We start from the raw sequence: 13,394 nt of genomic DNA, 5'->3' as shown, positions 1-13,394 counted from the left end.
TCGGGAGACCCATTTACCGGCCACCAGGTGGGGCCGGTAAATGCAAAAGGCGGCAAACTGGAAACCAATCAGTCAACCAGCGCCCCCAATTTAGAGATGACTTTCGCAGCAAGTGCCCCACCACACGCTACGGCATCCGGGATATTCTCATCTTCAAGGTAGGACGCCAGGAAACCTGCGTTAAACGCATCACCTGCAGCCGTCGTATCAACCGGATTTTCGACTTTGGCTGGTGCCCAGAAAGACAAATCCCCTTGGGAGCTCTGCGTGACGACTTCGTGACCGCCATTTTTTACAACAATCACCTTGCCCGGTTCCGTTGCATAGCGCCGGATGGTTTCCTCAGAGGACTTATCCCCAAAATGGGTGTGCTCATCCTCAAAAGACGGCAGAACAATATCGGCAACCTCACCGGCTTTGCTGATCGTCGAGCGCATCACATCAGAACTTTCCCAAAGATGAGGTCGCACATTCGGATCAAACGCGATCAAACTACCTTTAAGCCGTGCCTGCGCCAGTGCTGCGATGAAACGATCTCGGTTCTCTGGACTAAGGATCGCAAGCGTTATACCTGAAAAGAAGATGACACCTTTGCCTTCAAGAGAGCGCTCGAACTGCTCTTTGTCGTCCATCATCGCACGCGCCGCAGAGTTACTCCGCCAATAGGAAAAACTGCGCTCGCCTTTTTCCAGCCTTACAATGTAAAGGCCCGGTGATCGGCCTGCGACGGTCACAACATCACGGGTATCAACTCCTGCTCCGGCAAAAAACCGGAGCATTTCAGCCGACCAGTGATCATCACCAACCGCTGTAAAGTAACCCACATTCCATGCATCACGCATTTTCCGGCGGAGATACCATGCGGTATTGAATGTATCGCCTGCAAAGCCTGACTTGAATTCGCCACCTTGCAAAGGTGACAGTTCAATCATGCATTCCCCAATCAGGAGAATTGATCTGTCAATCAAAGCCACACGCTGTTCCTGACATGCCGTCCATCGAAACCGAGATGCTGACCGGGATTGGAATGCGCCAAATCCCGGTCAGCAAAAACAACAAAGAAAAACGCCGTATTACGGCATCAACTGTCCGCCATTGACCTCAACAGCCTGACCGGTGATGTATCCGGCAAGATCATCAGATGCGAGGAACAGATATGCGCCCACGCAATCTTCCGGTGTTCCGAGACGCTTCATCGGAATACTTGCCGCAATATTTTTAAGGACTTCCGGGCTGGTATGTTTTTCATGGAACAGAGTGTAAATCGTGCCTGGAGAAACAGAGTTAAAGCGAATGCCCTCCGCCGCATATTCTTTGGCATAAGTCTTGATCAAGTTTTGAGCAGCTGCCTTGGATGCGGCATAAAGGCTTGCACCAGCCCCCCCACCAACTTTTGTCGCAACAGACCCAGTGATGATCACATTGCCTTTGGATTTGGACAGGTGAGGAAGTGCAGCTGAACATGTGGAAACAACAGACCGGACATTCAGGTCCATCACACTGTCATAGAACTCGTCAGACATGGCTTCCAGCCCAACACGGTCAACAAGGCCACCTGCGTTACAAACCAGAACGTCAATTTTGCCAAATTTGGCAATAACATCTTCTACCATTTTTTTAACAGCAGCCGTGTCACGCAGATCGGCAGGGAACAGTTCAGCTTCCCCGGACTGGCCAACGATTTCAGCCAGAACTTCTTTTGCTTCAGCGTGGCTCGACCCGTAGTTAATTGCAACCTTTGCGCCGTTTTTCGCAAAACCCTTGGCAACAGCCGCACCAATACCTGTGCTTGCACCTGTCACGAGAACTACTTTGTCGTCATAACGTATCGTCATTGTCTGGTCCTTAGTCTTTTGATTCTAGTACGTTTGGGTTTCAATCAACCCACTGATTCTTGGTATTTTTTCAAGGTTTCTGCATTTGGCGGATAAAGACCGATGATGCTTTCGCCATTGCTGACACGCTCATAGACATAGGCCTCGAACGCTTCCATTTTTGGAAGCTCTTCGGCAAGTTCCTCGACCAGGTCGAGCGGTACAATGACCACGCCATCACCATCGCCAACCACTAAATCACCCGGGAATACTGGGGCCCCGCCACAACCAATTGGAACATTGATGTCCATTGCTTGATGGAGAGTAAGGTTGGTCGGCGCAGAAGGGTTCGCGCAGAAAGCTGGCATATCAAGGGATGCGATATTGTCCGCATCCCGCAAACCGCCATCCGTCACAATCCCGGCACAGCCACGCACTTCAAGACGCTTGGCCAAAATACTGCCGGCAGATGCAGCATTGGAATCCCGACGGCAATCCATAACAAGAACCTGCCCGGCAGGAATTGTTTCAACCGCATAACGTTGTGGATGCTTCGGATCTTTGAACACTTCAAGTGTGTTCAGATCTTCACGAGCCGGAATGTATCGCAGCGTGAAAGCTTGACCAACCATACGTTCATGATCTTTCCCAAGCGGTGCAACCCCTTGGACAAAATTATTGCGTATACCGCGCTTGTAGAGTTGTGTACACAGGCTTGCAGTTGAAGCCGTGCGAAAGACATTCATGATGTCTTCACTGAGAATTTTGGTTTCCATTAGGAACTCTCCTGAAGGTCAGGTGGCATAGCACCGGCAATCGCGAACAGCACTGGTTCAAGCGCGCTCGCGAACCCGGCCAGCTATCCCAGTAATGACGGTAAGAACAGTGAAACTGAGGGCACGAACGTCACAAGCAGAAGGGCTGCCAGCATCGCCAAATAAAACGGCCAGATGGTGCGCAATGCTTGTTCAATCGGGACCTTTCCAACAGCACAGCCAACGAACAAACACGTCCCTACTGGCGGTGTGCAAAGCCCCAAGCCGAGATTGACCAACAGCATGATCCCGAACTGGATCGGGTCCATCCCAATCGATGTCGCAATCGGTAAGAAAATTGGCGTGCAGATCAAAATCAACGCTGCCATATCCATGATCATACCAAGCGCCAAAAGAATGACGTTCAGCATAAGCAGAATAACAATCGGGTTTTCAGAGATGTCCAGCAGCGTATTGGTCAGCAATTCCGGCACCTGATAAAATGCCAGAAGATAGGCAAACGCGCTTGCACAACCGATCAAGATCATAACAACCGATGTCGTCCGCACAGCACTGACCAAACATTCAATAAACGCGTCCCAACTAAGAGATCGGTAGACAAGCGCGGTCAGGACGAAGGCATAAATTGCACCAAAGGCGCCTGATTCTGTGACCGTGAATACACCAGACAAAACGCCGCCAACAATGATCACAGCGGTGAATAGACCCGGCAATGCCGACGCTGCAGCGGTCAGAACAACCGCCCATCCGGGAAAAGGTTCTGCAGGGTAGTTTGCCTTCACAGCAAGAATATATGCCGCGATCGCAAGGAAAACACACATCAATATGCCCGGAATGACCCCGGCAAGAAACAGCTTGGAAATAGATATCCCGCCGCCTGCAGCAACTGCAAAAATGATCATGTTGTGACTTGGTGGGATAACAACGCCCGCGATTGACGATGTCACGGTAACGTTGACAGCATAGTCGCCTTTGTAACCTTTCTCTTTCATTGCCGGAATAATCAGCGATCCGAGTGCCGAAATATCAGCAACTGCCGAGCCTGAAATACCACCAAACAACATGCTTGAGAAAATATTGACCGTCGCCAACCCACCGCGCACACGTCCAACAAGGGCCGAAGCAAAGCGCACCAGTTTAAGTGCCAGACCGCCATGCAGCATCAGTTCACCGGCAAAGATGAAGAACGGAATTGCAAGCAATGAAAAGACAGAGACGCCCGAGACAACACGCTGGAATGTCAGAAGTGCCGGGAAACCTTCAAATGCGAAAGCCGCCGCTGCAGCCAGCCCCATTGCGAACGCAACCGGGACCCCAACAATAATACTGACCCCAAATACGCTCAGAAGAATAGCCAACCCCATTTTATTCTCCCGTATTTTTTCTTATGAGTTTGTGGGTCGTATTCAACAACTCGCAAAGCGCCTGTGCGCTGGCGAACATGAACATCATGCCCCCACAGATAATAACCGGCAGCGTACGAAAGCTTTCGGGGATGTTCAGCATTGGTAATTTGGTTGACCAACCGAACTCAAACAGCTCGACACTGTTGGTCATCATGATGAAACCAAACGTGGCAACCGCGACATGTGTGACAAAGACTAACGGCCTGCGAATGAAAGAAGGCGTTGCGTCCCTAAGAAATGCCATACCGAGATGCCGGTTCTCATACACGCCAGACGCTGTCGCAAGAAAGGTAATATAGACCACTAAAAGCAACGCAAGTTGCTCAACCCAGGTCGGGGTCGAATTCAAAATGTATCGACCAATCACAAGCCAGCCAAAGGTCAAAATCAAAACCACAAGTGCACCGCAACACAGGAATAGATTGATCCGGTTAATCCAATTAAACAGCACCTCAACCCGTGCCAAAACTTTTTCCAGGAAATGCAAGGTTGTTTACTCCGGCATGTCGGAAACGGTTCGCGCAGATAATTTTGCGCGAACCGTTCCTACGAAGATTACGCGACAGATTAGTCGGAGCTACGCATCAGCTGAACAAGATCGGACAGCTCAGGATTTGCTTCAAGGAACTGGGCATAGACCGGCTCCATTGCAGCTTGGAACTTCGATTTGTCATCGATCGTGTTGATCTGGACGCCTGCATCACGAAGCTTGCTCATGCTGGCTTCTTCACGTTCCGCCCAAAGCTTACGCTGAAGGGTTACGCTATTGGTTGCAGCTTCTTGAACAATCGCCTGATCTTCAGCAGAAAGCTCATCCCAGGTACGTTTGCTCATGCACAGGCATTCTGGAATGATCAGGTGCTCAGACATCGAATAGAAACCAGCAACCTCGAAATGGTTGGTTGATTCATAAGATGGTGGGTTGTTTTCTGCACCATCAACAATGCCCGTCTGCAGCGCGGTGTAAACTTCGCCAAATGCCATTGGCGTTGCGTTACCGCCCATTGAGTCGACCATGCCAACGAAAAGATCGTTGTTCATGACGCGAACTTTAAGGCCTGCAACATCATCTGGCGAGTTGATCGGCTTTTTGGAGTTGTAGAAAGAACGTGCACCGGCATCATAGTAACCAAGCGCAACGATACCCTTTTCCGCAAGCCCTTCACCAATCGCAGCACCTGCTTCGCCGTCCATCAAACGGTGCATCTGATCAACACCTTTGAAAATGAATGGCAGGGAAACAACGTTTGCTTCCGGAACAGCCTGCCCCATCGGTCCGAGGCTGAAAACACCAAAATTGATGATACCAAGACGGGTTTGCTCAATCGCATCAGGCTGCGACCCCAGAACACCACCGTGGAAAACTTTACTGGTCAGACGACCATCCGTCTTCTCACTAACTTCGGCGGCAAATGCTTCCATGCCGTGCGAAACTGGATAATCCACAACGTGGATGTTCCAACCGCTCCAATCTTTTGCGTCTGCGGATGCGCTTACAACAAGAGCCGGCGCAATCAACAACGCCATCAGAGACGCCTGGATTTTCGAAGACCACTTCTTCCCTAAAGACATATTATGTTTCTCCCTGATTTTTTTACATTACCCGGTTTGGCAATGACATAGGTATTATATCAACCGCTGATGCGTCGCAACTCATAATTTACAAATATTTACAACATTTGAGACCCCTTTCACACACAATGAAACTATCTCTTTGATTTAATTGTCTATTCCAAATACCTCAAAACATCTAAATCCGTGAGCACGCCGATTATTAGTCAACTTTTGTTTGCATTATATAGGTCATGAGATAATATCTCTTATTAGATCTCATCACGATTCTGCGCCTGAACTCTGGCGTTGCCCCAACTTTAACAAGAGTCAAAAATGACCAAATCTCCGTTCCACCCCACCAGAAAAGCCTCGCTCACCGAGACCGCAACGGAGCGATTACGGGCTCAAATCAAAACCGAAAACCTGTCCCCTGGCGACCCTCTGCCCAAAGAGAAAGATTTGTGCATCCAACATGATGTTAGCCGCACAGTGATCCGGGAAGCGCTTGCCACACTCAAAGCCGATGGGCTGGTAATAGCAAAACATGGCGTTGGATTTTTCGTCGCCGATCCTTCACGTAAGCCGTTGAGTGACTCTTCAGGCTTCGACTTGGGCAACCTCAAAAATGTCTCATCCGTCCTTAACGTTCTGGAACTACGCATCGGCGTAGAAACCGAGGCCGCCGCACTCGCCGCACAACGTCGCTCCCCTGCACAAGAAGCCCACATACAGGAATGCTATGAACGCCTGAAATTGGCTTTGGAAAGCGAAGAACTCGATTCAGCACAGCCAGACCATGCATTCCACCACGCCGTCGCTGAGGCCACGAACAATCCGATCTATGTCGATTTTTTGGATTACATAATCGATGCAGCTTTAAAGCAGGTCTTTGACACTGGTTACGGCGCAAACGAAGCACGGCGACTTGATAAAATCGACATCCTGCTCAGTGAACATCGGGAAATTGTCGATGCCATTTCAGACAAGGACGCGGACCGCGCCTATGGCGCCATGCGTGAGCATCTGGAAAAAAGCGCAACACGCTTTCGGCAATTATCCTATCACCGCAGCGCCACCTAACCTCTAAGAAATCATATCATCTTCTGATAAGAACCAGTTTATCAAGCCAACCAATCCCACCGGATCAGTTTGCTTTTCCAAGATCTATTCGGTCGCTGGGAAGTTAAATAACTCGCGCATCGTTCTGATTTACGCCGGCCAATTGTCCATTCCACATCAAAAAGAAGATCATGGCCTAATCTTTATTTGATGAGATAGACGGACATTAAATATCGATATAACTTGTAAAAAATACAAAATATCGACTAAAGTAAGATTGAGAATTGGGTGTATGCCGAGGGGCATGAATCTCGTCATATTAACTATGACCAGCCTGCTTGCAAAGATTTGAAAACCTGCCCTGCCAGCCGTCTGGCCAATCTTTGCAGACATCGGACAAACGCCCAAACATCATCAAAGAACACATAATTCTTTCACGCAGTATACAGATAGCTCTGGTTCGGCAAATGGATATAGTATGATCATTGATTTCTTTGCATTACACGCCACAGAAACACTATGAATTCACCCTCGCAAACAGCATCACCGTCACAACAAAGTTCGCAAATTGTTTCCGCGACACAAACCGCCTATGACGCAATTCGAAACATGATTGTGACCGGCGAGTTGCGCCCAGGTACAAAGCTCAAAATCGAAAACCTCAAAGAGATTCTGCAAACAGGAGCTTCTCCTATTCGCGAAGCCCTGAGTCTGTTGACTTCGGAGCAACTTGTCGAGCGCCTTGATCAACGTGGATTTAGAACAGCACCTGTCAGCCAGCAGAACTTCAACGAAATTCTTAATCTCCGCTGTGCGCTGGAAGATATGGCTCTTCGCGAAAGCATCTCGAATGCGGACGATGCCTGGGAAGAAGAATTGGTTCTCTCCCATCACCGCATGTCACGCACAGACGCAAAAGACATCCCGTTATTTGAAGAACGACACAAAAGCTTTCACATGGCGTTGCTGGCAAATTGCCACTCCCCGATCCTACTCCACTATTGCCATCAGCTTTATGATCTTAACGTTCGCTACCGCTATCTTGCTGGTCGGTCGCAGAATTATGGCAAGCGGGATGTAAAACGCGAACATCGGGAAATCATGGAAGCAGCCGTCGCACGCGATATCGAACGCGCCTCCGAACATCTTTTGGACCACTATCAGCAGACCGGCGAATTTCTACGCCAGTCTGCACTTGTGCCTTCAAAATAGAGCTACCCGCTTTTATTTCGCGACAAGTTTGAAGTCAAAATTGACCGCCAAGTAAGCCTCGTTCACTTTTCCCGATATGGCAAAGCCTTCCGGGAAAGTGCCCGAAGGTTTTTGTTCGTAGCACATCACCAGATCTTCGCGGACCCCAAATACCGTGTCCTGATCAAGGTATGGATCATCGTCAGGGAAGACTTCCGTCACAAGGTCACGGTATCCATCTGCCTTGATGATGAAATGTAGATGAGACGGGCGCCATGGATGACGCCCCGCAGCATTCAGGATACTTCCCACCGGCCCGTCTGTTGGCACTGTATAGACAACAGGTCGAACGGTCGTGAAACCGTAATAGCCGTTTTCATCCGCTGTCATCAGACCATGGAAAGACATGATATCCTGTTCAGGGTCCTGACTTGAATACAGGCCATTTGGGGCGGTTTGCCAGATATCAAGTTTGGAAAATGGCACTGGATTCCCGTCCAGATCCTGCACACGCCCCTGAACCAATAATACCTCGCCGGGATAATGGCGCTTCATGTCATCGCCGATCTGCATTGGCGGTGCATCCGACACATGAAACGGGCCAAGCACACTAGAACTTGTCGCACCATCCGGTGAATTGATCATATCAACCAACGAGGACAGACCAAGCACATCGGATAAAAGAACAAATTCATTGCGTTCAGGTGTGGTGATGTTTCCGGCCCATTCCATTGCCTTAAGAGCAGCACGCCATTCATCATGTGTGAGAGATACTTCACGCGTAAACTCATGAAGATGACGGGCTAGTGCAGACATTATCTCCTTAAACCGTGGGTCGGTATCGTCTCCAAAATATCCGGCAAAAACTTCGCTGATATTGTCAGGTGTAACGTTTCTCATAGTCGATCCTAGTTCAGAAGGGATAGGGAGAGCGACGGGAAGGCGATCAGCAAGATCAAAACAATCAACATCACACCCGCAAAAGGCAGTGCCCCAAGGAAGACGTCCTTAAGAGTGACCCGGTCATCATCAAGCGTCGCTTTGATCACGAAACACGATATGCCCAGAGGTGGTGTCAGAAGCCCGATCTCCGCACCAATCACGGTAATAATACCGAACCACACAAGGGATAATCCCATCGGCTCGATCAATGGCAAAAACAGGGGAACAACAATCAGGATAATCGAAGATGTATCGAGAATAGTGCCTAGAAACAGCATCAAGACCACATAGAAGAACATGATCTGAATGAAACCAAAGTCACTCTGACCCAGAAGCCGATCCAGCTCATTGGGCAAGCCAGCCAAACCAAGCATACGGCTATAGATTGACGCCGCTGTAATCAGAAACAGGATAGCTGCCGTAATATGACCGGTTTCAATCAACGTTTCCCAAAGTCCTTTCCAGGAGATAGAGCGTCGTAAAACAGCGATAACGAGCCCCAACAGCGCCCCGGCGGCACCGGCTTCAACCGGGGTCATCCAGCCCAGATAAATTCCACCGATCACCGTTGCGATCAGAAACACCATCGGAAACGTTTTTGAAGCAATTTCCGACCATGGCATGGGTTGATAGTCTTCTGCCGCGCGACCACCGACAAAAGCCGGGGTAAAACGCCCCATTAAAAAAATCGCAACAAGATAAGCCCCCGCCAGCATCAAACCGGGGACAACACCTGCGATGAACATCGCCCCAACTGATTGCTCGGCAACAAAGGAATAGATGATCAACATCGCGGAAGGTGGAATGATCATCCCCAACACGGACGATCCGGCAACAACACCAACGGCAAAACGTGGGTTGTAGTCGTATTTCAGCATCTCCGGGACAGCGACCTTGGAAAACACCGAAGCTGATGCAATGGAACTTCCGGTGACAGCAGCAAACCCGGCATTTGCACCGACGGTTGCCATGCCAATCCCGCCTCGCACCCGGCGGAACGAGGTACTCATCACCGCATAGAGGTCAGACCCAAGGCCGGCCCTTGAGACAACAAGTCCCATGAAACTAAACAAGGGAACTGTCGCGAAGGTGTATTCCATTGCACTTTCGCTGACCGCAATCTTCAACAGATTAAGCGCCAACTCAAAGTTGTCGCGCATCAGCCAGATTGCAACAAAGGACACAGCACTCAGCGCTATTGGAATATAAACACCAAAATATATAAGCAATACGATGGCAACAACCGAAAGGCCGCCAATTTCAATGGGGGTCATTCGCTTTCCACTTCTTCTGCATTGGCCCGTCTAATTGGCGCAATCACCCGCAGAACAAAGATTGCTCCACATAAGCAAGAACTGACCAGAATGGTTAGCTTGATTGGCCACCACGGCGCGGTGAAGACACCCGGTATTCCGAAGTAATCCTGGCTTTCCCACATCTCGATAAAAAGTGGAAAAGAGGCTACCGCGATCAAGGCCATAATCACGAAAGACAAAGTATCGATCAATCGTCGCATCGCCCTCGCCAAGACAGGACTAAACAGCTCAAGAAGGACAAGAAATCCTTCGGAACGCGTTAGTCGGCCTGCGCGAATGACATCAGGCAACTGAAGAAACACAATCAACACCATCGCAAACTGTACAAGCTCGATGGCACCGTGAAGTGGCCGGTGAAAAAGGGTTCTCGCCAGCATGTCGTAATTCACAACAACAACCAGCGCCAGAACCATCAGCGTCCCGGTCACATTGGCTAACACTGAAGTCCGCTCGATGAGCTTTGTCAAACCGGCATGAAGGCACCGGTACCAACGTAGTACCGGTGCTTCAATCAAATCTGCCCTGCCTGTCAATTCGACAGCCCCGCAGACCAGTCGCGCAATGCTTCACTGCCACCTGCTTCAAGCTTAGCAAGATAGGCCTTCAGCATTTCAGAGCCGGGTTGACCATCATCATCAAGATCTTTTGCCCATTCAGCAGCAATATCCGGCATGGAATCCGCCCAAGCCTTACGTTCTGTATCGCTCATGCTAATGATCGTTCCGCCAGCCGTCATAAAGGCGATATGACTTTCTGCTGCTTTTGACATCGCAAGTTCGGCAAGATGATCGCGATAGGAAATCGCGACTTCCTGAATAACCGTTTTGACCTCATCCGGCAGGCCATTCCAGTAATCCTTGTTCGCGGTCACGGTTTTCGTATTCACCGCACCGAGATTGGCATTCAACATATAAGGTGCAACTTCGGCGATCTTGAATGTCGCTGCGGCTTCTGGCCAAAGCATGGCATGTTCGACCAAATCAGTCTGCAACATATTATAGAAGTCCGTTAGTCCACCGCGCACGCCAACGGCACCCTCGATACCTTCGACATAGCGCAGATTCATGCCCGCCCCGGCGATTTTTGCACCGTTAAGGCCCGCAAGTGTCCCGACCTCAGACTTCGAGAAAAGCTGATAGGTATCAAGAACAACACCTGTGGTCAGGTAGACTTGGTTTTGCTTCTCGAATTCCGCCTGCATTGTTGGGAATTCTCGTGCAATTTCGTCAACTGCTCGTGCAACCACACGGGCATCGGCCGAAACAAATGGTGTTACCGCTGAAATGGCCTGACTTGGTAGTTTCGACGAATGGAAAATCGTCGTAACAATACCGATGTCCCCCAGGCCAAGCTGGATACCTTCAAGCACACCACGCGGTTTAACGACGGTACCGCCGTAACTCTCACGCCAATCCATCTTGTAATTGCCCGTCTCGGCCAGGCGTTTATCAACTTCCGGAATAAAGAAATTACTGAATTCCTTCACCCACATTGCACGTGCGGGGTATCCGTCAATCACATTGGCGACAATCACTTCTTGTGCCGTGGCGGGTGCAGCAGCAAGAACGGTTAAAATCGCACCTGCTGCCATTCTCATAAGTTTAGTCTTCATCTGATCCTCCCTGATTTGCGCTTTGCGCGTTTTTCGAAGCCAACCCAACAAGAGGATCAACAACGATGTTTTTTAGCTTGATCTGATCCGGACTGCGGTTTCTTCTCCGCATGGTTAGGAAATGCTGCACACCTCATCAAACGCGAAACGTGGCAACTTCTGGAACAGCGCCTTTTCATCTGCATAACCAATGTTGCAGAGGAAATTCGACTTCCATCCGTTCTGTGAAAAGAACTCTTTATCGACAATCTCGTTCGAAAATCCTGACATTGCCCCAACATCAAGGCCAAGGGCGCGTGCCGCAATCATGAAATAGGCCCCCTGAAGCGTTGAGTTTCGAAGTGCCGTAATCTCGCAATGTTCCGGTTTTCCTTCAAAATGCGGGCGTCGGTCTTCGTGTGGAAACAGAAAAGGCAATTGCGTCCAGAATTCAGGATCATGTGCGATAATAGCCGTTACCGGTGCGGCCATCATCTTGTCGATATTTTTCGCTTTTAACGCCTTTGCCAACCGTTCCTTGTTTTCGGCATCACGCACAAACACAAAGCGGGCAGGACAGGTATTCATGCTCGTCGGGCCGGCAATCGTGATGTCATACAACTCTCGCAGAACTGCATCAGTTACGGGCTTGTCCGTCCAAGCGTAATGTGAACGTGCTTTTCTCAGGATAACGTCAATAGACGCCTCATCAAGATGGCGCTTGGCAGCACGCACGGCCATCACTTCTTCCTGAGCTGCCTGCGGTGATGATGTTGCGTCACTCATCAAGCAGCCCCAGCAACAAGATCAGCTTCGTCGACAATTGGATTTGAACAAATACCAATTTGTTCAATTTCAATCTCCACGACCTCGCCGGGGCACAGCCAACGCGGATGCGGTTTTTTGGCATGACCCACGCCAGGAGGCGTGCCCATCGCAATCAAATCTCCCGCTTCAAGTGTCGTGAACTCTGACATGATCGCAATCGCCTGTGCAACGGACCAAATCATATTGCCTGTATTGGAACTTTGCAGAACTTCGTCCCCGACACGGCTTTCAATCTTAAGACCTTTTGCCCCCTCAGGAAGATCATCTGCCGTAACAACGAATGGCCCAATCGCACCGGTCTTGTCGAAATTCTTACCCGGCGTCCATTGATGTGTTTTGCGTTGATAGTCCCGGACAGAACCATCATTGAACACCGTATAACCAAAGACGTGATCAAGTGCATTTTCTTCAGAGATATGCCGACCACCCTTACCGATCACAACCATAAGTTCTGCCTCATAGTCGAGTTTCTCAGAACAACTCGGCCGAACAAGAGGCTCCCCCGCAGCCATAATTGACTGACGCGTACGCATGAAAATGGCGGGGTAATCAGGAATGTCGTAACCACCTTCCTTGATATGCTCGATATAGTTCAACCCAAGACACAGGATCTTACCCGGGTTGTTTATCGACAAGGCCGGTGTGATATCCGAAACGTCAACAGCACTTTGACCAACCGTTAGTTCCTGCGCCTGTTTCAACAGGTCGGGATTGCCGATCAGTCCCGCCAAGTCACAGCCAACACCTGAAAGCGCTTGCGTCAGATTGACCGCTTTTCCTTGGTCCACCTTGTATACGGACGTTGCACCGTCATAAGTGCCCACCAGAAGTTTCATATCAATTCCTCTATTTGGTTTTTTCTTCTTTTGCCGATAAAAATGTCGTATGTCAATTAATATCGATATTTTTAGAAAGGT

At 49.7% G+C, this 13,394-nt stretch carries 14 protein-coding genes; 2 read left to right on the top strand and 12 right to left on the bottom strand.

Annotated elements, in window-relative coordinates; genetic code table 11:
- Positions 1-68: 68 nt before the first annotated feature.
- The 6 genes from ACQ0MK_RS00830 to ACQ0MK_RS00805 all read right to left on the bottom strand — a co-directional run bounded on the left by ACQ0MK_RS00830 (position 69) and on the right by ACQ0MK_RS00805 (position 5,523).
- Complete coding sequence (locus ACQ0MK_RS00830) at positions 69-974, bottom strand: sugar kinase (protein WP_430474415.1); 906 nt, start codon at positions 972-974, stop codon at positions 69-71.
- A gap of 99 nt (positions 975-1,073) precedes the next feature.
- Positions 1,074-1,835 carry an SDR family NAD(P)-dependent oxidoreductase gene (locus tag ACQ0MK_RS00825; RefSeq protein ID WP_430474414.1) on the bottom strand — a complete coding sequence of 254 codons (762 nt, stop codon included), beginning with the start codon at positions 1,833-1,835 and terminating at the stop codon, positions 1,074-1,076.
- 44 nt (positions 1,836-1,879) lie between these two features.
- Positions 1,880-2,590, bottom strand: coding sequence for a ribonuclease activity regulator RraA (locus tag ACQ0MK_RS00820; protein WP_430474413.1), 711 nt, complete (start codon positions 2,588-2,590; stop codon positions 1,880-1,882).
- 83 nt (positions 2,591-2,673) lie between these two features.
- Positions 2,674-3,954 (bottom strand): TRAP transporter large permease, encoded by a 1,281-nt coding sequence (locus ACQ0MK_RS00815; protein ID WP_430474412.1) that lies wholly within the window; start codon positions 3,952-3,954, stop codon positions 2,674-2,676.
- Position 3,955: 1 nt separating this feature from the next.
- Entirely contained in the window at positions 3,956-4,393 is a 438-nt protein-coding gene (locus ACQ0MK_RS00810) for a TRAP transporter small permease (RefSeq protein WP_430474411.1), read from the bottom strand.
- 170 nt (positions 4,394-4,563) lie between these two features.
- Positions 4,564-5,523, bottom strand: coding sequence for a TRAP transporter substrate-binding protein (locus tag ACQ0MK_RS00805; protein ID WP_430474410.1), 960 nt, complete (start codon positions 5,521-5,523; stop codon positions 4,564-4,566).
- Between the two features lie 360 nt (positions 5,524-5,883).
- Between ACQ0MK_RS00805 and ACQ0MK_RS00800 the strand changes: the two genes are divergently transcribed.
- Both ACQ0MK_RS00800 and ACQ0MK_RS00795 read left to right on the top strand, forming a co-directional pair.
- Positions 5,884-6,630 carry a FadR/GntR family transcriptional regulator gene (locus ACQ0MK_RS00800; protein ID WP_430474409.1) on the top strand — a complete coding sequence of 249 codons (747 nt, stop codon included), beginning with the start codon at positions 5,884-5,886 and terminating at the stop codon, positions 6,628-6,630.
- Between the two features lie 498 nt (positions 6,631-7,128).
- The gene (locus tag ACQ0MK_RS00795) at positions 7,129-7,821 is read left to right on the top strand and encodes a GntR family transcriptional regulator (RefSeq protein ID WP_430474408.1); all 693 of its coding nucleotides are present in this window, start codon (positions 7,129-7,131) and stop codon (positions 7,819-7,821) included.
- Positions 7,822-7,833: 12 nt separating this feature from the next.
- On the opposite strand, the gene ACQ0MK_RS00790 is transcribed toward ACQ0MK_RS00795, so the two are convergent.
- The 6 genes from ACQ0MK_RS00790 to ACQ0MK_RS00765 form a co-directional block, all read right to left on the bottom strand.
- The gene (locus ACQ0MK_RS00790; RefSeq protein ID WP_430474407.1) at positions 7,834-8,700 is read right to left on the bottom strand and encodes a dioxygenase; all 867 of its coding nucleotides are present in this window, start codon (positions 8,698-8,700) and stop codon (positions 7,834-7,836) included.
- Between the two features lie 8 nt (positions 8,701-8,708).
- On the bottom strand, positions 8,709-10,016 hold the full coding sequence (locus ACQ0MK_RS00785) for a TRAP transporter large permease (protein ID WP_430474406.1): 1,308 nt from the start codon (positions 10,014-10,016) through the stop codon (positions 8,709-8,711).
- Positions 10,013-10,573, bottom strand: a complete 561-nt coding sequence (locus ACQ0MK_RS00780) for a TRAP transporter small permease (RefSeq protein ID WP_430474405.1) — start codon at positions 10,571-10,573, stop codon at positions 10,013-10,015. Before ACQ0MK_RS00780 ends, ACQ0MK_RS00785 begins: the two co-directional genes overlap by 4 nt.
- Positions 10,574-10,587: 14 nt before the next feature.
- On the bottom strand, positions 10,588-11,670 hold the full coding sequence (locus ACQ0MK_RS00775; RefSeq protein WP_430474404.1) for a C4-dicarboxylate TRAP transporter substrate-binding protein: 1,083 nt from the start codon (positions 11,668-11,670) through the stop codon (positions 10,588-10,590).
- Between the two features lie 114 nt (positions 11,671-11,784).
- Positions 11,785-12,435 (bottom strand): malonic semialdehyde reductase, encoded by a 651-nt coding sequence (locus ACQ0MK_RS00770; RefSeq protein ID WP_430474403.1) that lies wholly within the window; start codon positions 12,433-12,435, stop codon positions 11,785-11,787.
- The gene (locus tag ACQ0MK_RS00765) at positions 12,435-13,313 is read right to left on the bottom strand and encodes a fumarylacetoacetate hydrolase family protein (RefSeq protein ID WP_430474402.1); all 879 of its coding nucleotides are present in this window, start codon (positions 13,311-13,313) and stop codon (positions 12,435-12,437) included. Before ACQ0MK_RS00765 ends, ACQ0MK_RS00770 begins: the two co-directional genes overlap by 1 nt.
- Positions 13,314-13,394 lie beyond the last annotated feature (81 nt).

It is taken from the genome of Thalassospira lucentensis, assembly GCF_050516545.1.
Taxonomy (GTDB): domain Bacteria; phylum Pseudomonadota; class Alphaproteobacteria; order Rhodospirillales; family Thalassospiraceae; genus Thalassospira; species Thalassospira lucentensis_C.
The sequence above is the reverse complement of the archived record's forward strand: the minus strand, read 5'-3'. Positions and strand labels throughout refer to the sequence as shown.